General features: G+C 61.0%; 11 protein-coding genes. 2 read left to right on the top strand and 9 right to left on the bottom strand.

The features are described 5' to 3' along the window. Window positions 1-52: 52 nt before the first annotated feature. Genes DXD48_RS03860 through DXD48_RS03850 form a run of 3 tightly spaced genes read right to left on the bottom strand, consistent with a single transcriptional unit; the run spans window position 53 to window position 3,380 of the window. Window positions 53-1,258, bottom strand: a complete 1,206-nt coding sequence (locus DXD48_RS03860) for an ABC transporter permease (protein ID WP_117564067.1) — start codon at window positions 1,256-1,258, stop codon at window positions 53-55. After that, window positions 1,245-2,432 (bottom strand): ABC transporter permease, encoded by a 1,188-nt coding sequence (locus DXD48_RS03855; RefSeq protein WP_117564066.1) that lies wholly within the window; start codon window positions 2,430-2,432, stop codon window positions 1,245-1,247. The genes DXD48_RS03860 and DXD48_RS03855 overlap by 14 nt, the downstream gene beginning before the upstream one ends. A 9-nt stretch (window positions 2,433-2,441) precedes the next feature. Then, window positions 2,442-3,380, bottom strand: a complete 939-nt coding sequence (locus DXD48_RS03850; RefSeq protein ID WP_117564074.1) for an ABC transporter ATP-binding protein — start codon at window positions 3,378-3,380, stop codon at window positions 2,442-2,444. A gap of 198 nt (window positions 3,381-3,578) precedes the next feature. On the opposite strand from DXD48_RS03850, the gene DXD48_RS03845 reads away from it, so the two are divergent. Both DXD48_RS03845 and DXD48_RS03840 read left to right on the top strand, forming a co-directional pair. Next, window positions 3,579-4,724, top strand: coding sequence for a sensor histidine kinase (locus tag DXD48_RS03845; protein ID WP_147324140.1), 1,146 nt, complete (start codon window positions 3,579-3,581; stop codon window positions 4,722-4,724). Further along, window positions 4,721-5,350 carry a response regulator transcription factor gene (locus tag DXD48_RS03840; protein WP_117564064.1) on the top strand — a complete coding sequence of 210 codons (630 nt, stop codon included), beginning with the start codon at window positions 4,721-4,723 and terminating at the stop codon, window positions 5,348-5,350. The genes DXD48_RS03845 and DXD48_RS03840 overlap by 4 nt, the downstream gene beginning before the upstream one ends. 606 nt (window positions 5,351-5,956) lie before the next feature. On the opposite strand, the gene DXD48_RS03835 is transcribed toward DXD48_RS03840, so the two are convergent. The 6 genes from DXD48_RS03835 to DXD48_RS03805 all read right to left on the bottom strand — a co-directional run bounded on the left by DXD48_RS03835 (window position 5,957) and on the right by DXD48_RS03805 (window position 18,581). Then, window positions 5,957-12,238, bottom strand: a complete 6,282-nt coding sequence (locus DXD48_RS03835; protein WP_117564063.1) for a Spy0128 family protein — start codon at window positions 12,236-12,238, stop codon at window positions 5,957-5,959. 704 nt (window positions 12,239-12,942) lie between these two features. Next, window positions 12,943-13,284: a 4Fe-4S dicluster domain-containing protein gene (locus tag DXD48_RS03825; protein WP_117564062.1), complete on the bottom strand. Its 342-nt coding sequence runs from the start codon at window positions 13,282-13,284 to the stop codon at window positions 12,943-12,945. Window positions 13,285-13,291: 7 nt separating this feature from the next. After that, on the bottom strand, window positions 13,292-14,380 hold the full coding sequence (locus DXD48_RS03820; RefSeq protein ID WP_117564061.1) for a nickel-dependent hydrogenase large subunit: 1,089 nt from the start codon (window positions 14,378-14,380) through the stop codon (window positions 13,292-13,294). Window positions 14,381-14,385: 5 nt separating this feature from the next. Continuing rightward, window positions 14,386-15,102 (bottom strand): NADH-quinone oxidoreductase subunit C, encoded by a 717-nt coding sequence (locus tag DXD48_RS10090; RefSeq protein ID WP_089573465.1) that lies wholly within the window; start codon window positions 15,100-15,102, stop codon window positions 14,386-14,388. Beyond that, entirely contained in the window at window positions 15,102-15,686 is a 585-nt protein-coding gene (locus tag DXD48_RS03810; protein ID WP_117564060.1) for an NADH-quinone oxidoreductase subunit B family protein, read from the bottom strand. Before DXD48_RS03810 ends, DXD48_RS10090 begins: the two co-directional genes overlap by 1 nt. 12 nt (window positions 15,687-15,698) lie before the next feature. Continuing rightward, window positions 15,699-18,581, bottom strand: coding sequence for a proton-conducting transporter membrane subunit (locus DXD48_RS03805; RefSeq protein WP_117564059.1), 2,883 nt, complete (start codon window positions 18,579-18,581; stop codon window positions 15,699-15,701). Window positions 18,582-18,665 lie beyond the last annotated feature (84 nt).

The raw sequence follows: 18,665 nt of genomic DNA, 5'->3' as shown, positions 1-18,665 counted from the left end.
GGAGTAGCCCCGACGGTTGACAAAACTATAGGAACACCCAATGACTAGGTGGCTAGGCGTGGGATTTGTTGTGCGCGAGGGCTAGGCCTACGGCGGCGATGGCCGCGGCAAAGAGCACCGTGACGCCCAGATCGCAGGCGATGTCGCCCAGCACGGTGGACGTCAGGTCCGCGGCGAGCGCCTTGCCGATCGCGTCGTTCACCCAATACGTCGGCACAAAGTGCGCCACCGTCTGCACGGCCGAGCCCATGAGCGACAGCGGCATCCAGGCGCCGCCCAAAAACGTCATGAGCATGCCGAGCAGGTTGCCCACACCGTTGAGCAGCTCCTCGCGCGCGCCCAGGCTCGACAGCGTAAAGCCAACGGCCAGCGGCGTGCACGCCAGGGCAAACGTTGCCGCCAGCGCCAGGCACACGCGACCCACGCCGACCTCGGCAACCGCGCTGGCAAAGCCCACGACGCCCATCATGCTCGACACGAGCCAGATGCAGACGGTGAGCACGGCGGCGGCCGCGAACACAGCGAGCGAACGCTGGCGCTCGGGGATTGGGCCGGCATCCATACGACGCACGCGCTCGGGCTCATTCATGCCCGAGAACACCAATCCCACCGACACGATGACCGACGAGATGATCGCGTACGCGCCAAAATTGAAGTACGATTCGAGCGTGGCGGCGGCAGTCGAGTCGACCTTGACCTGTTCGATCTGGACCTCCGCGCGCTTTGCAGCGGCATGCTCGGCAGCTTTGGCGACATCGCTGTCGGAAGCAGCTGGCTCAAGTGCCGCCGCAGCACCCGCAAGCGAGATCCAGCGCGAGGCCTCGGCAGACGAAAGCGCTGCCGCCATGGTGCCGGAGCCGTACGTCACGTCGAGTTTGGGCAGGGCCTCCCCCGCGCGGGCGGCTGCAACAAGATCGTCCTCAAACCCCTCCGGGATAAAGAACACGCAATCGGCGCTGCCCTTGGCGCTGTTGCTCTTGGCGAGCGCATCCGCAAGGTCGTACGTGTCGTCGCCGACGCCCGTGACCAGGTCAAAGCGTGAGCCCAGGTGCTTGGTAAGTGCCCGCGAAAGGTCGCTATTGTCGCGGTCGACCACGATCACGTTGGTGTCGTAGGGCTTGTACTCGGTAAGCTGCGACGAGTTCCAGCTCACCGAAGCCGCGATGAATACGCCCATGAGCGAGATGAACACCGTATAGATGAGCAGGTAAAACGGGTGCGCCAGCGCCATGCGAAGCGCGGTCTTAAAGGTGCTCATAGCGGCTCCTTCCAAAGATCAGCGTAGCGGCGGCGACAAACACCAGGGCCATCAGGACGAGCGCGCCGGCGCGAACAGCGAAGGGCCCCAGGTCCTCAAAGAAATACAGGCGATTGAACATGTCGCAGATGAGCTTGACGGGGTTGAGCCAGCACTCGACCGGACAAGCGCGGGCGACGTCGTCGGCAAGCGCCATCGCCGGCTCGCCGTAGAGGCCGGCGAACAGGGCGCACGTGGTGGCAAAGCCCGTGAGGATGCCCGACTTGGATGCCTTGCCGCCCTTAACGGGAAGCGTGCCCACAAAAAGCCCCAGGCCCGTGGCGGCAAGCGCGGATGCAGCCCCGCCCAGCAGGCACAACCCCTCGCGCCCGCCAAAGTCGACGCCCACGACCAGGCGCACGTAGCCGATCGCAACCGCCATCGATGCAAAGGAAACCAGCCACGAGCCGACAAAAATGCCGGCCAGCGACGCCGTCTTGGAAAGACCGCCCACGCAGCGGCGCGCGCCAAGGCCCGACAGATTAGGCTGCAAATCGACGACGCTCAAGGCGGCAAACTCGGCAGACATCATCGCGACCAGGCCAAAGAGCGCGTAGTAGTAGATGACCGTGCCATCGGGCGTGGCACGAGTCAGGCTCACGCGGCGGGTTCCGCCCTCGAGCGACAGGGCGTGCGCAACCGCCGCCGGATCGGCGAGCGTCGCCGGGTTGTCCTGGGCAATCTGGCGCATGAGCTCGACATTTTGCGTATACGAGCTTGCCGCCGTTTCAAGGATGCTGCGGTCGGTGAGCACCGACGAGGCGCGCGAGCTGTCGTAACTCGACAGCAGCGTGAGCCTGGGCGTGCCCGCGGCATCAACCGTATAGATGCCCGCGACCTCGCCGGCCTTGAGTGCTTTGCGCGCGACAGCCAAGTCTTCGTACTCGCTCACATCGAGCAGCTGATCGTCGCTTGCCTTGGCAAGCGAAGCTGCCACGTCCTTAAAGGTCGAGGCATCCCAGGCCTCGTCCGCCACGACGGCAACCGGCACCGGGTCGACCGTGCCGTCGGAGCTGAGGTTCGCAAACATAAACATGAACATCGTGGAAAGCGCAATAGGAAAGAGAGCGCCCCAGACCCACGTGCTCGGCCGGCGCAGCAGCGTCTTGACCGTGGTGATGATGGTGTTGAACATGGCCGCCCCCTAGTCGCGCAGCTCGCGGCCGGTGATCTCGAGGAACACGTCGTTGAGGGTCGGCGGTTCGGAATAGATGCGGCCGAGCGGCACGTCATGCGAGCGCAGCGCATCGAGAATGTCCGTCAGGTTGTGCGGGCTCGCTTCGCACGAAAACGTGAGCTGTCCCGCCGTTGCCGAAAGGTCCAGAACGTGCGGCAGGCTTGCGACGGCACCGAGCGCCGCACTCGGAACCTCGCCGACCTCGATTACAATCTTCTCGCCCATCTGAATCATGCGCTTGAGCTCGTCGTTAGTGCCCTGCGCCAGCACGCGGCCGCCGTCCATGATCATGATGCGGCTGCAGATCTGCTCGACTTCCTCCATGTAATGGCTGGTATACACCACCGTGGCGCCCTCGTCGCGCAGGCGGCAGATGCCCTCCAGGATGGCGTTGCGGCTTTGCGGGTCGACCGCCACCGTGGGTTCGTCAAAAAAGATGAGCTCGGGCTTGTGCGCGATGCCGCAGGCAATGTTGAGACGACGCGCCAGGCCGCCCGAGAGCTTGCCGGGGCGGAACTTGGTAAAGTCGCCCAGGCCGACAAAGTCGATCGCCTCGTCCACCAGCGCGCGGCGGCGCTTGCGGTCGTTGACGTAGAGACTGCAGAAATAGTCGATGTTCTCGCGCACGGTGAGCTCGTCGAACACCGCCACCTGCTGCGGCACCACACCGATGCGGCGCTTGAGGTCGTAGCGGGCGGGCGTCATGCGCTCGCCGAATAGCTCGATGGTGCCCTTGTCGTAGGCGAGCAGCTGCAGGATGCAGTTGATGGACGTGGTCTTGCCCGAGCCGTTGGGGCCCAGCAGGCCAAAGATCTCGCCAGGGGCGATGCACAGGTTAAAGTGGTCGAGCGCGATAAGATCGTCGTAGCGCTTGACGAGATTTTCGACGTGGACGATGTCTGTCATGAGGCGGCCCTTCTGTTGATTGCGGCCCGGTACGATTGCATCATCGCAGGAACCGCCGGCGCGCACCAGTGAGCTTTGTCACGAGTGCGGGGCTTGGTCGCGTGGCCTGCTGACGCGACCGCCCCGCCGCGTGGGAGGAATGTCACGCTTGCTCTGAGTGGCGCCTCCCCCGTGCGCGGCATCGCGTACAATACCCGTATGAACAGGCTATTCGACAAATCGATCGTGCTGGCGTGCTGCATCGCAGCCGCCACGGGCCTTGCTGTGGATGCTCGCCTGGTCGCGGCGTTTTGCCTTGGCGTTATTGCCACCTCGCTGGCTGAGCTCGCGCAGGGGAAAAGCGCCCGGCGCGCGAGCGAGACCGCGAGCTGCGCTTACGTCATCGCGGCCGTTTTCGTGCCGCCGTTTGTGCCGTTTGCGCCTCTCGCCCTCTATGACATCGCGCGGCGGGCGCGCCGTGAGCACGCCTGGGCCGCGCTGGGCATTGGCGCCACCTTTGTCTTTGCGCTCGTCGCGGACCTTCGCACCGACGCGCTCACCGCCCGAACGCTCCTGCTGACCGCCATCCTTTCGGTCGCCGCCACGTTGCTGTCGCTGCGCACCGCGCAGCTGGAGCGCGAACAGGAACGCATGCGTCGCACCCGCGACAAGCTGCAAGAACGCGCCCTGGCACTCGAGGCACGCAACCGCGACCTCGCCGACCGCCAGGACTACGAAGTCGAGCTCGCGACGCTCGCCGAACGCGCCCGCATCGCGCGCGAAATCCACGATAACGTGGGCCACCAGCTCACGCGCGCTTCGCTTCAAACCGAAGCCCTGCGCGTGGTCCATGCCAACGAGCCCGGCGTTGCCGCCGATTTCGCCGACGTCAAATACACCGTTGACGAGGCGCTCCAGCTCGTGCGCGCCAGCGTCCACGCGCTCAACGACAATGCAACCAACCTCTCCGTGCAGCTCGAACGCATCGTTGAAGGCGCACGCTCGGACAGCGGTCCGCAGATTGAGCTTGAGGTTTTGACCGAGCATGCGCCCGCCAACGTCGCCAACTGCTTTGCGGCGGTGCTGCGCGAGGCGCTTTCCAACGCCATGCGCCACGCCCATGCCAAAACCATTACCGTGCGGTGCATGGAGCATCCGTCGTTTTACCAGCTCATCGTTACCGATGATGGCGCAGACGCGACCCCGGCGAGCAGCAGCAACGTCGCAGAAGGCATGGGGCTCGTCTCCATGCGCGAGCGCGTCGAGGCGCTTGGCGGAACCTTCACCGCCGGCCTGCGCGCCGGCGCCCCCGGCTGGCGCGTGTTTGCCACCGTCCCCAAACAGCAAGGAGATGACGCCCGATGAGGCTCATAGTTGTCGACGACGACCGCTTGGTAGTCGATTCGCTCAAGATTATCCTGGGCGCCCAGCCGCAGATCGAAGTGGTGGGCACCGGAGCCGACGGCAACGACGCGGTGGCGCTCTACGCCGAGCACGCGCCCGATATCGCGCTGCTCGACATTCAGATGCCGGGGCGCGACGGCCTTTCGGCGGCGCGCGAAATCCTTGAGCGCGACCCTTCGGCGCGCGTGGTGTTTCTGACGACATTCTCGGATGACGAGTACATTGTGTCGGCGCTCAAACTGGGCGCCCGCGGCTACCTGATTAAAACCGATGTCGCCGTCATTCCTCCGGCGTTGGCGCAAGTCATGGACGGCAAACGCGTGCTCGAGGGTAAGGCGATCGAAGATATCAACTTTGATGGGACGGGCGTCGATGCCGGCACGACCCGCCGGCCCGCGGCCTTCGCCAGCCTAACCGACCGCGAGTTCGAAGTCGCCGAGCTCATCGCCCGCGGCCTCGACAACAAGGAGATTGCCGCCACCGCCTATATGGGCGAAGGCACCGTACGCAACCACATCAGCTCGATCCTGGCAAAGATGGGCCTGCGCAACCGCACGCAGATCGCCATCGCCTACCTGCGAGGGTAGTTGCCCGACGATCAACCGCTCCGGCATAGCAAAATGGCTGCCACCGATTTAATGCCATTTCAAAACTATGCCGGTTTCCGGGGCTGAGTCACGAGTCCCCAACCATGCCGATATTCGTGAAAATAAAACCGCAGGTAGACGAGCCGTCATTTTGCAGAAAACGCGGGTATGGATGGGAGTCCTGAGTTTAGCCCCGAAAACGGCATAGTTTTGTTTGAACGGTCCTGCGCGAACGCACCCACCAGCCGCGTGGGGCCAAAAATGATCCGTTTTCCTCCGTCCCCGGGGGATCATTTGGCGGCGCCAACCACGAAATCGGCCCATCTACTACGTTTGACTCGATACCCCCGACCATACCCCTGTTTTCCAGAAAACCGCAGGCGTTCTACCTGCGGTTTTGTTTTCGCGTTTTTTGGCATGGTTGGGGGTAAGGGGATAAACGTAGTAGATGGGCCGATTTCGTGGCGGCCCTTCCTCCCCTGCGCACAAAAGTGCCGCCACGGAGAAGGGAGACGTCTCCGTGGCGGCTGGGGGTGGGGGTGGGGCTATGTTCTGGCTCCCCGCCGGCCGCCCGGGGCCTTTTGGCCCCGGGCGCTGCCAGCGTGCCTAGCGCTTACGGATACCCCAGACCAGGGCTCCGACGCCGGCCATGGCAATAACAAATGCCATGAGCAGTGCGGCGGCCTGCTGGTCACCCGTGGTGGGCAGGAAACCCTTGACCGTCTTGACGATGTTCGTCACGGTCTTGGGCGTGCCGGGATCGGGCGTCGGCACGGGCGTCTCGGGCTTCTTGTACGTGTTGTTGAACACGATACCCTCGACGCTCTTGTCGCCCTTGGTAAAGGTGACGTTCGCCTTGAGGTTGCCCTCGCCGTCGTCGACCACGTTGACGGTCGCGGTAAAGACGGACTTGTCGTAGGTCATACCGGCCTCGTCGCCCTTGACCTCGCTGATGGTGTAGACGTACGTACCAGGCTCGTCGTACTCGAACTTGTCGAAGTTAATCTTGCCGTCGGCATCGTTGGTGACGGTGGACTCGATGTCCTCGCCAACGAGCTTAAAGCTAAACTCGTCCTTCTTGAGCTCGCGTCCCTCGAGCACCTTGATGGCGCCGATGGAAACCTGCGTGGGCATGGCGTGATACTTGTTGGTAAAGCCAGCCGACTCGGTGGTTCCCTCGAGCTTGTGCGTCGCGGTCAGCGTGCCGTCACCATTGTCGGAGACGGTGGTCACGACGGTGTAGGTCGTACCGTCATAGGTGACGCCCTTGTACAGGCCGAGCGCGTTGGGGCAAGCCTCGCGCAGCGTGTACATGTGCGTGCCGGGTGCCTCGTAGCGGATCGGGCTCAGCGTAACGGTGCCGTTAGCGTCGTTGGTGCCGCTAGCGACAGTCACGCCGTCCTCGAGCAGCTCAAACGTGAACTCGCCAGCTGCAAGATCACGTCCGGTCAGACGCTTGACGGTCGTGACCTGATCGGTCACGGAAGAATCGGTAGGCGTCACGCTGTACGTGTTGGTGAACGTAAAGTCCGCACCGTCGCCGCCGTCGCGCTTGACGCTCAGGTGCCCAGCGCCGTCGTCAGTCACGGTGTAGGAAACCTTGCGCGCGGTATTGGCGTCGTTAGTCACGCCAGGGGCGGTGCCGGACTCGGTCACCGTGTAGGTAAAGGTGTGCGAGCGCGGGGCAGCGGGACCTGCGGGCTCGGACTCGTCGCTGGGCTCGTCGGCGTTGGCATCAGCGTCGGCGTTGGCCTCTTCAGCCTCTGCCTCGTCGGCCTCGTCTGCCTCGGCCTTATCGGTCGCATCGTCCGTCACGCCCAGGGCGCGGTTGAGGTCCTCGAGCGTAAAGTGGATCTTGCCAAAGTCCACGTTGCCGGCCGCGTCGTTGGTTGCGGTCGTGCGCTCGGGCATCGGGGCACCCGCCTCATCGGCGGCCACGGTAAAGGTAAACTTACCCGTGATGTCGGCCGGGGTCAGGCCCTCGGCAGCCTGGAGCTTCTTGGTGCCGGCAAGCGCGGCGTCAACGGCATCGGCGCCGTAGACGTTCTCGAACAAGGGCTCGATGCCACCGTAGTCGACCGTTGCCGTCAGGGTACCGTCACCGTTATCGACGACGATAACCTTAAAGCCAAAGTACCACGTTGTAGCAGAAACGCCGTTCGGCAGCCCGTGTATAGCTTCGTAGGCCGTGTAGTTAATGGTCCAAGCAAGCTTACCGTCCTTGTCGGTACGATGGGCAAGCCCGGCAGACTCAAGATCGGCAAGCATCTTGGTGTCGTAGTGCAGCGCATCAAAGCTCACGTGCCCACCGATATTGGGCTTGAGATTTTCATAACCCACAAGCTCACCCTGATAGGCGATACCGAACCAGAACTCGCCGTCAACCATCGGGCGACCGGTCAGGGTCTTGGCGGCAACGACCTGAGCAGCGGTGCCACCAGGCGTGTTGGTCGTAGCGCTATAGCTGTTGACGAACGGGACCACGGCGCTCTCGACCGCGGCCGCGCCGGTCTTGTACTCGGTCACCAGCGTGCCCTCGGAACCGCCGGAGACGGTCGTCGTGGCGGTGAGCGTGCCGGCGGTGTCGTCGGCGATGGCGATCGTCACGGTGCGGACAGCGTCGTCGTAGGTGTAACCCGGCTGGCCGTCATTCTTCTCGGCAACGGTGTATGTAAAGGTCTTGCCGGCATCAGCCTGCGTAAATTTGACCTCATGGCCCGCCAGAATGTCAATCTGGCCGACTGTTCCCTCTATCGTTGCGGGGGACTCATAGTTGTTGGCCCCGGGCAGCAGGCCAAGTGCGCTAGCCGAACCATCGTCGGCGGGCGTCACGGTAAAGGTGAACTGGCCCTCGGTCATGGGGCGTCCGTAGAGGGTCTTGCTGAGCTTGAGGCCGCCGGCCGCGGCGTAATCGAGCTCAGTGCGGTACGTGTTGGTAAAGCGTCCGTTTTCCTTCTTAGTGACGTTGGCGGTCAGGGTGCCATCGCTGTCCTCGGTCACGGTCACTTCGGCGGTTGCGACATGCGCGTCATACGTCATGCCGACCGTGCTGCCCGCGTTCTCGCGAATCTCGTACTTATAGGTTCCGGCAGCGGCGTAGTGGATCTTACCGAACTTGATGGCGGCGATGCCGTCCTTCGCGTCCCTCTTGCTCACGGTTACGGTTGCGGGATCGGGCAGCGGGGTGCCTTCGGGGGCGGTGATGGTAAAGCTGAACTCGTCCCCATCCGTCCAGTCGCGACCGTCAATGGCCTTGCTCAGGCCAAAGTCGAGCTCAGTGTCGAGCGGGGTCACGCTGTAGGTGTTCTTGAAGATTGCAGCCTCGGCGTTCTTCAGAACATGCTGGGCGCTGAGCGTGCCGTCGCCGTTATCGGTGATGGTCGTCTCGATGGTGAACTTGGCGTCACTGTAGGTAATGCCCTTGCTAGTGGTTCCACCGTTGACCTCGCGCAGCGTGTAGGTGTGCGTTCCGGCCTTTTCGTACTTCACGGGGCTCATCGTAATCGTGCCGTCGGCGGCGTTCTTGCCGGTGGCGACGACCTTGGCGTCCTTGTCCCCGCCCTCGACGAGCTCGAAGGAGAACTCGCCCTCAGCCATGTCGCGGCCGGTCAGGAACTTGGTCGCGGTAATCTGTTCGGTGACGCTCGTCTCGACAGACTTCACGTTATAGGTATTGGTGAACGCAAATGCCGCATCGCCGTCCGGCTTGTGGGATACGCTCAGATTACCCTTGCCGTCATCGGTCACGGTGTAGGAAACCTTGCGCGTGGCGTTAGCGTCGTTGGTCACGCCAGCGACCTCGCCAGACTCGGTCACGGTGTAGGTAAAGGTGTGCTCGCGCTTCTCGGGCTTCTCGCCCAGGGCCTTGTTAAGGTCGTCGAGCGTAAAGGTGATCTTGCCAAAGTCGACCTTGCCCTTGGCATCATTGGTCACGCTCGCGTTCGCGGGCATGGGTGCGCCCTCTTCACCGGTCACGGTAAAGGTGAACTTGCCGGCAATATCGGCCGGGGTCAAGCCATCAGGAACCTGCAGGTTCTTCTTACCCACGAGCGATGCCGCGACGGGCGTGGCGGTGTAGGAGTTCTCGAACTTAATGCTCTTAACGTCCTCGGCGGCGCCCTGCAGCTCGTGCGTAGCCACCAGCTGGCCCTTGTTGTTATCGCTGATGGTCGTCACGATGGTGTAGGTCGTGCCATCGTAGGTGATGCCGCCGGCATTGCCCTTGACCTCGTGCAGCGTGTAGATGTGCTGACCGATCTCGGTGTACTTGATAGCCTTGAACGTAACGTTGCCGTTGGCGTCATTCTTGACGGTCTCGATAACCTTCGCGTCTTCGCCGAGACCCTCGCGCAGCTCAAAGCTGAACTCGCCGGCCTTGAGGTCGCGTCCGGTCAGGACCTTGGTCACCTTGATCTTGTCGGTGACGCTTGAATCGACGGAATTTGCAGCGTAGGTGTTCTTGAACTCAGTCTCGCCCGAAGTCACCTGTACGTCAGCGCTGAGCTCACCCTTCTTGTTGGGCGTTACCGTCACGGTAATCTCCGCGACATTCCCACTGTAAGTGATGCCATCGATAGTTTGGCCGGCGTTCTTCTCGCTGACCTTATAAACGTACGTGCCGGGCTCGGTGTAGGTAATCTCGCCGAAATCGATGGCTTTGTTGCCCTGGGTCGCGACCGCGGTCGTGGACTTCGGCATCGGGGCACCGTTCTCGGACGTCAGACCAAACTCAAACTTGTCCTCTTTCGTCCACTCGCGACCCTCGAGCACCTTGGTCAGGCCAAAGCTAGCCTTGGTGTCAACCTTTGCCGGCGTCATGTCGTACTTATAGCTGATCTTGCCGTTGTTGCCCAAGTAGGAATTGACATGCGTAGCACCCGCCTTGGCGGACACGTTGTTCCACCTGGGGTTGAGCACGTCGAGCGCGGTCTCGGTCAAGTTGCCGCCCACACCCTCCTTGGTGGTGTGGAGCTCGTCGATAAAGGCCAGGCGCGCGGTTCCCACGCTAAACGAAAGGTTATCGTCCTTGTCGCGAACTATGGCGCCGTCAAACTTCGCAGCGTCGCCGCCGATAAACTCGATGACGGCAGTGGCGGACTTGGCCTCGTTGTTCTCGCCCTGCTCCTCAAACTCATCCTTGTAGTAATAGGTGCCTTTTTCTGCCAGTGAAATCTTTGCAGGCTGCGTGCATTCCTTATCGGTGTAAATGGGAGTCTGCTTCTGGAAGTAGTAGTAGCGGTTGGTATCGGCCGGCTCAAAGGTCGCAACCGTATCACCCAACGCACCGGTCTTCCACTTGTTTGCGTAGAAGCTCACGGTCTTGCTGTCATCGTCGGCAACGGTCGTATTCTTTTCGATGTAAGTCTTGAGCCCCGTGACCTTCTCAGGCGTAAATAGGTTGTCGAGCGCAACACTCTTCACGCTCGAAGCATACTTCACCTGGATGGGCTTAACGCTGTCGACCGAAAGCTTGCCGTCTACGGTCTTAAAGTGGCTCAGCGGAATCAACGATGCAGGAATGTTAACCGTTACGATATCGCCCTTCTGGGGATTGTCATCGCCGGCACGCTGCACGGTAATGAGCAGGTCTTTTGCCTTGCCGGTGAACTCATATGTGTCGGTATTGGTTTCTTCATTGAACGTCTTGCTCGCCTCGGTAAACGGCGTGCCGTTGATGACGACTTCGGTAAATCCATCGACCTGCATAAAGTCGCCCAGCTCGTCGGTAAACGTGATGTAGCCAGACTTGGTCTTGTCATATCCCTTATGGATTTCGGTCGGATAAGGCGCCTCCGATGTGATGGCCTGCGAGATGTCGTCGAAGACCTTCTTGAGCTCTTCGGCATTGGTCGCCGACTTGTAGTAGTCGGAGTTTTCCGCGCGTGCACCATGAGTATCCCATGCCGTGGCATTGGGGTAGTTGCTCGAAACGGCGTGCATGAACTTGTTCTCTTTTTGGCTTTTTCCCGAATCCTGGATACCAGCGCTGGGGTCCGCGCCATCAAAGATGCCGATAGTATAAACGGTGGCCTTGCTGTCCTTCATGTTCTTAGCAGCTGTCACGGCAGCGTTGGCGACACCCGCATCGAATTTATTTTGCTTTGTTGGCGTACCGTCGGTAAAGAACACAATAATCTTCTTGGCGTCTTTGCGGCCAGAAGTGATAGTGATTCCCTCGGCCAGCTCTAGGCCATAGTCGGCGCGCGTGGCGCCGGCAGGCTGAATTTGATTAATTGTATTCTTCTTGAGATCATCCGCATTGCTGCCGGAACAGTAGGTCAATTCTTTCATAACCTGGGTGTAATTGTAGGAGTACCCTCCGTCGCGATACATATTGTTGCCGATATCGTTGGACTTCTTGCCCGCAAACTTAACAATGGCAACCCTATGCTGCCTATTGACGCCCTCGATGCCCTCGTTTTGCTTGGCAATGGTATCGATAAAGCTATTCGCAGCGTTCTTCAACGCATCGATACGCTTAGGTGAGTCTATACCGCCCATATGATCATCCATCGAGCCAGAGGCGTCCAGCACCATCACGATGTCGAGTGGCGTGGTAACCGTTACGGTTGAATTAGACGTCGAGGACATCGCCGAAAGCGTAGTCACAAAATCTGACGCTTCGTTTTCTCCGGCTTTCTTGACCGTCTTGTCGGTCCAGATTCGGCCGACGTTTTGAGTCGTTACTTTGTTACCGTTGTGACCGGCCGCCCAGATTTCCCAGCGTCCGCTGGTGTCGGGGTCGACGACCGTTCCGCTTACTGTCGGCCCGTCCATTCCGGTGCTGGACCTGGCGTTGGCCTCGGGCAGCATGGCAAATGCTGCAGCCGGCAACACAAGCACTACGGCAAGTATCACCGCCAAGAGACCCCTCGTGTACTTACTCATCACGTCTCCCTTCTCGCGGTCTCAGACCTTGCATCAGCCTAAAGTTACGGAATGAGACACAATTAGGGCAGGTGACACATGTTCCAGATTGTGTTTTGGGCGTGAGACAAATGTCTCACCAAAGTTGAGACACGGCGTTTTCGCAGGAAAACGGGTGCGACTCGAGCCATCAGGCAAAAATGACCCGTTTTCCTCCGTCCCCGGGGGATCAATTGGTGGTGCTCGCCTCAAAACTGGCCCATCTACTACGTTTGACCCGATACCCCTGACCATAGCCGCATTTCATGAAAAACCGCAGGCATTTTACCTGCGGTTTTGTTTTTGCGTTGTTCGTTATGGTTGAGGGTAGCGGCCTAAACGTAGTAGATGGGCCCATTTCGTGGCAGACGGGTCACGCGGCAGCCCTCGCAAGGCCAAAATGATCCGTTTCCCTCTGTCCACGGGAGATCAAGGGATGCTACGGATATGGTGGTATTTCAAAACTATGCCGGATTACGGGGCTAATGTCGGGGCCCTTATCCATACCACCATTTTTTGAAAAACGGCAGGCTAATTACCTGAGGTTTTGTTTTTGCGATTTTCTGTATGGTCGGAGGTTCGCTATCCAGCCCCGTAATCCGGCATAGTTTTGTTCGCGGCGGCTCCACCGCTCGTTTAAGCGCGGGGCCGGTGGGGCATTTGCCCCATCGGCCCCTATCCCAGCCCTATTCCGGTTTGGTTTCCACCGTGGGAGTCTTGTCCGCTGCGACTGGAGTGCGGGCGGTGTCCATAGTCAGGCAGTGCTTGGGGCAGCTCTCGATGCACTCACCGCACACCACGCAGGCATACGGGTCAATCGACCACATTCCGCCCTTGCGATCGACCGCAAGTGCACCCGCCGGGCAACGGCGCGCGCACATGCCGCAGCAGATGCACACGTCCATATCGTTGACGATATGCCCGCGCAGGCGCTCGGGTGCCGCGAGCTTCTCCTGCGGATAGCACACCGTTACCGGCTGCTTGACCATAGAACCCAAGGCCGTCTTGGCAAATGTCAGCAAACTCATGCCGCGCCTACCTTTCCGTGCAGCTAATACAGGGGTCGATGGTCAGGATAATCATGGGCACGTTGGCAATGAGCACGCCCTGCAGCGCATGCGTCAGACCCGCCAGATTTTGCGACGTCGGCGTGCGCACGCGAAAACGGTCCAAGTTCTTGGTGCCGTTGCCGCGCACATAGTAATACGCCTCGCCGCGCGGCTGCTCAATCACAACCTCGCCGCGTGCGCCGTCGGCCGGCGTAAGCTTGGCGCGCCCGCCGATCCCGTCGTGCGGAATCTTGCCCACAAGCTCCTTGATGATGTCCATGGCCTGCGTGACCTCGGCGCAACGCACCTGGCAGCGGGCATAGCAATCGCCATCGGTAGCAACGATGGGCTCAAACGCAGCCAGGTCCGCATAGGCACCGTCGCCGAACATGCGCACGTCGTAGTCCACGCCCGAGGCGCGCCCAAACGGGCCGACCATCGAAAGCTCCAGCGCGTCCTTCTTGCTGATCACGCCCACGCCATGCAGGCGCTCGCCGCAGCTATTGTCGTCCAAAAACGTATGCACCAGGGCCTCGTAGTCGGGGCGCATGGCATCGAGCGCCTGGACAATGCCCGCCAGCTCAGAGTCCTCAATGTCGTGTTTAAGGCCGCCGATTTCGTTGATCGACAAAATCACGCGGCCGCCGCAAGTGCTCTCAAAGATCTTGAGAATCTGCTCGCGCAGGGTCCACGAACGATAGAACAGCGCCTCAAAACCAAAGGCATCGGCAAGCAGACCCAACCACAGCAGATGCGAATGAATGCGCGAAAGCTCATGCAGAATGGTGCGGATATACTGCACGCGACCAGGCACCTCGATGCCGAGCATACGCTCGCAGGCGCTGGCGTAGCCGCAGCTATGGCCCACGGCGCAGATGCCGCAGATGCGCTCGGCGATGTAGCCAAACTGATGCATGTCGCGCTTTTCGGTGAGCTTCTCGAGTCCGCGGTGCACAAAGCCGATCTGCGGAATTGCCTCGATGACGCGGTCGTCTTCGATCACCAGGTCCAGATGAAGCGGCTCGGGCAGCACCGGGTGCTGCGGGCCAAACGGAATAACGGAGCGATGTGCCATGGACCTTACGCCTCCTTTTTCTGCTTGTCGCGGGCGGCCTTGGCGGCAAGCGCCGCGCGGACCTTGGCCGCTTTCTCGGGATCCATGGCGGCGAGCTTTGCCTCCATCTCGGCGGCCTTGAGCGCCGCCTTCGCAGCAGCCCCATCGTGCTGAGTATCGGAGCCGGCAGCCGCAGCGGGCTGAGCAGCGGCGCCCGCGGCATCGCCGGCGCCCGCAACGCCCTCCCCTGCAGCAGCCGCAGCCGCGGCGGCCTTCTCGGCAGCGGCCTTGCGCGCCTTGGCCTCGGCAGCCGCGCGGACCTTCATGGCCTTCTCGCGCGCGGCCTTCACCTCGGGCGTGATAACGCTCATGGGCTCGGCAGTCGAAACCTGGTAGAAAAAGCCCTTAAAGTCGATCTGCATATCGGTAATGGCAAGACCAAACAGGTCGTGGGCCTCATTTTCAAATGGGAACACCGCGGGGTAATACGAGCTGATGGACGGAATCTCCTGGTACTGGTCGATGCCCTCAACCACCAGATTCTCGATCGCATAGCTGCCGTCCTGCGCAATATGTTCCTGAGCAGCGTGAACGTTGATAAACGTATAGACCAAGCGATACGAGCCGTCGTCGACGTTGCGCTCGGTGTGCATTTGCACAAAGCGCGCGCCGACGCCCTTGAGCGCCTGGACATGCGACAGGAGCTCGTCGATCCCAACGGTGGTATAGATAGCCTTTTGCATTACTCGGCCTCCTTTGCAGCGGCGGGTGTCCCAGCAGGTGCGTCGCCAGCGGCGGGCGCGTCGCCGGCCTCAGCCGCGGCCACAAACCCGTCCTCGCCCAGCTCAACACCACCGTCCCAGGTAGCGGCACCGCCCACGGTAAGCGGATCGCCGCCGGCGCGCATCACGGCCTCCTTCTGGTCCAGGATGCCGCACGCCTCCACGATGGCATCGATCATGGTCTCGGGGCGAATGGCACACCCGGGCGCGTACACGTCCACGGGGATTGCGCGGTCCACGCCGCCGATCACGTTATAGGCATCGCGGAATACGCCGCCCGAACACGCGCAGATGCCGCAGGCCACCACGCACTTGGGCTCGAGCATCTGGTTGTAGATCTGGCGCACGACGGGCAGGTTCTGGGCATTGACCGACCCCGTCACCAAAAAGATATCCGCATGCTTGGGGTTGCCGGTGTTGACCACGCCAAAGCGCTCCGCGTCGAACAGTGGCGTGAGCGAAGCAAGCACCTCGATATCGCATCCGTTGCAGCTCGAGCCGTCGTAATGAATAACCCACGGCGAGCGCGACATTTTATAATCCATGGATGCCGCCTCCTAAATAAACACGTCGACGAGGATGGGCATAAGGTTGAGCAGGCCAAACACCAGCGCCACGCCCCAGCCGAGCTTAAAGCAGCTGCGCCAGGTGCTACGGGCGAAGGTGTTGTCGATCAGCACCTCGACAAAATACGTCGCGGCCATGACGACCAGGGCGACCACCCAGCTCACCGGGTTGTCCCAAACAAAGAACATGCCCACCCACATCAAAAACAGCACGGTCTCGCACCAGTGCATAAGGGTCATCTTGGCCAGCGTGCTGCCGCTCATCTCGGTGGCGACGCCCTGGACAATCTCCTGATGCGCGTGATGCGAGTACGAAAGGTCAAACGGCGACTTACGCAGCTTGATGGTGAGCACCGCGAGCAGCGCAAGGAAAATGGGCGCACTGTACACGATGATGGGCGCCGACTGCCCGGTCACGGCGATGGAATCAAAGCTATCGGTGGCGAGATACAGGCCCACGCTCATCAGCAGAACGGCGGGCTCGTAGCTCATAACCTGCAGCAACTCGCGATCGGCGCCGACCTGCGCAAACGGGCTTTGCGTCGAGGCGGACGCCAGCACCACAAAGATCGCGGCGAGCGTCACCATAAAAGCACACAGCAGCGTGTTGGAACCCGACACAAAGATGCCGCCGCCTACCACGGTAAAGATGAGCGCACATGCCATATAGGTATCGTCCATGGTGTTTACGCTGGCAGGAGCCTTGCGCAGCAGCTTGGCAACGTCGTAGAACGGTTGCAGCAGGCGCGGGCCCACACGGCCCTGCATGCGGGCCGAAAGCTTGCGGTCAAGGCCGTCGATCAGGCCACCCACAAGCGGCGCAATCAAGGCAAACGCCACGGTACCAATAAATATGCCCACGACACCCGAACCTTCAAAATACTTACCGCGCAGCACCGAGGGCGCACTCATGGCAAGTCTCTCGGGCCCAATCCACGCGCAACACAGCAGCGCAAACAAGATAATGCTGCAGCACACGACGCTACCCGCGGGGCCAATACGCTTCTCGCCAAGGGCGTCCTCCGAGTACCAATTGCGCTTTTCGGCCTTCACCTCGTGTCCCATCGAGCCGCGGAAATGGCGGTAATTGTCGGTTCCCACGCCCGAAAGATATACGTTTACGTGCGGTTTGTTGCTCACGCGGAATGAAGTCAGCAGCACCACGGCGATAAAAGCCACGATAACCACCATCAGATACATGGCATCCTTGCCAATAACGTACGGCACGCGGCCAAACACCATGGCCAAGTAAGGCGACACCAGACCGCTCGAGATAACCGGGAACGCCACGCAGCACAGAATCAGCAGCGCGGCGATGGTGTTGAGGGCCACCCATTCGGTCTTATGGACATTGACCTCAACGTTTTGAGCCGTGGGGTCGACGCCCGAAAGCTTGGCAAGCCACTTGCCCCAGAAGAAGAACGTCGCGGCCGAGCCAAAGGCAAGCACCATGATCATGAGCACGTTGCCGGTCTGCGCAAACGCCACCAGGGCGCCCCACTTGGACACGAGCATGCCAAACGGGGCCACGAACATGCCCATAATGCCCAGCATCATCAGGCGCGTCAGGTGCGGCATGCGGCTGAACATGCCGTCCATGTCCTCGATATTGCGGCTGCCGATATGATGCTCGGCCGTGCCTACGCACAGGAACAGCAGCGACTTGGCCACCGTGTGGAACAGGATCAGGAAGATCGCGGCCCACACGGCCTCGGGCGCGCCGACGCCCAGGCAGGCGCTGATAAGGCCCAAGTTGGAGATGGTGGAGTACGCGAGCACGCGTTTGGCGTTGCTCTGCGAGATGGCCATGAGGGCAGCGAGCAAAAACGTGATGGCACCCACACTCGTGACCATAAAGCCGGTCACGGGATAGATGGCATAGAGCGGGCTCAGCTTGACCATCAGGAACACGCCGGCTTTGACCATGGTGGACGAGTGCAGCAGGGCGCTCGTGGGCGTGGGGGCAACCATGGCACCCAACAGCCAAGTGTGGAACGGCATCTGCGCGGCCTTGGTGAGCGCGGCAAGCGACAGCAACAGGACCGGCATGACCAGCAGCGCGGATTGCGCGGTTCCGGCGCCGGAAAGCTCGATCATGCCTGAGATGGTCAGCGGCATGCCGTTAACGTGCAGGTATATGAGTCCGGCCAAAAACGCGATGCCGCCCAGCATGTTGAGGATGATCTGGGTGAAAGCGTTTTTTATGGCCTCGGGCGTGCGCGTGTAGCCAATCATGAGGAACGAGCACACGGTGGTGATTTCCCAGCCACAGAACAGCCACTCAAGGTTGTCGCTTGTCACGATGACGAACATGGCCGAGAGGAACAGGAACATAAGCGCCAGGAACTGCGGGCGTCGGTCGGGCGCCGCCTGCCCGCGCAGCGCGGCCTCGTGCTCGTCGTGGGCCTGGAAGTCCTTCATGTAGCCCAGGGCGTACACGCAGATAAGGCTGCCGACAATGCCGACGGCAAGCACCATGATCACACTCATGTAATCCAGGTAGAGCGGCGTTGCCGTGACGGCTTCGGTCGCGGGCAGCGTCATAGCTGCAAAGGCGAGCGAGCCCACCAGCTGCACCACGCCGAGCACACCGGTAAGCGCGTTCCTATATTTGAACGCGTTGTACAGGATGACGGCGCACAGAATTACGTCGATGACGGAGCTGATGATCGAGAGCACATGCGAGGTGCCGGGGGCGACCTCAAAGCTCTGAGGACCCGTGCCAAAAAACATGACGGCGACTACAACTGTCACCGCCATAATAATGCCGGAGCCTACAAGCCCTACCGCATCGCGGGCGCGGTCACCGCGCGCGAGCAGCATGCCCAGCGCCGGTACCAGCGGAAACAGGGTAAGGAAATACAGTAGCGTCATACCATCACTCCCCCATGCAAAAACGCTGCAATTGTTTAACGTTATAGCTCAGTTGAGGAGTAGCGACGGCGGGTTTTCGGTCAA

Source organism: Collinsella sp. TM05-37 (assembly GCF_003436455.1).
GTDB lineage: Bacteria > Actinomycetota > Coriobacteriia > Coriobacteriales > Coriobacteriaceae > Collinsella.
The sequence above is the reverse complement of the archived record's forward strand: the minus strand, read 5'-3'. Positions and strand labels throughout refer to the sequence as shown.

Bases quoted from the DNA above. Each gene is read 5' to 3' on its own strand.
- DXD48_RS03840 (WP_117564064.1), top strand. From the start codon at position 4,721: ATGAGGCTCATAGTTGTCGACGACGACCGCTTGGTAGTCGATTCGCTC.
- DXD48_RS03825 (WP_117564062.1), bottom strand. From the start codon at position 13,284: ATGAGTTTGCTGACATTTGCCAAGACGGCCTTGGGTTCTATGGTCAAG.
- DXD48_RS03810 (WP_117564060.1), bottom strand. From the start codon at position 15,686: ATGGATTATAAAATGTCGCGCTCGCCGTGGGTTATTCATTACGACGGC.
- DXD48_RS03845 (WP_147324140.1), top strand. From the start codon at position 3,579: ATGAACAGGCTATTCGACAAATCGATCGTGCTGGCGTGCTGCATCGCA.
- DXD48_RS03820 (WP_117564061.1), bottom strand. From the start codon at position 14,380: ATGGCACATCGCTCCGTTATTCCGTTTGGCCCGCAGCACCCGGTGCTG.
- DXD48_RS10090 (WP_089573465.1), bottom strand. From the start codon at position 15,102: ATGCAAAAGGCTATCTATACCACCGTTGGGATCGACGAGCTCCTGTCG.
- DXD48_RS03860 (WP_117564067.1), bottom strand. From the start codon at position 1,258: ATGAGCACCTTTAAGACCGCGCTTCGCATGGCGCTGGCGCACCCGTTT.
- DXD48_RS03855 (WP_117564066.1), bottom strand. From the start codon at position 2,432: ATGTTCAACACCATCATCACCACGGTCAAGACGCTGCTGCGCCGGCCG.
- DXD48_RS03850 (WP_117564074.1), bottom strand. From the start codon at position 3,380: ATGACAGACATCGTCCACGTCGAAAATCTCGTCAAGCGCTACGACGAT.
- DXD48_RS03835 (WP_117564063.1), bottom strand. From the start codon at position 12,238: ATGAGTAAGTACACGAGGGGTCTCTTGGCGGTGATACTTGCCGTAGTG.
- DXD48_RS03805 (WP_117564059.1), bottom strand. From the start codon at position 18,581: ATGACGCTACTGTATTTCCTTACCCTGTTTCCGCTGGTACCGGCGCTG.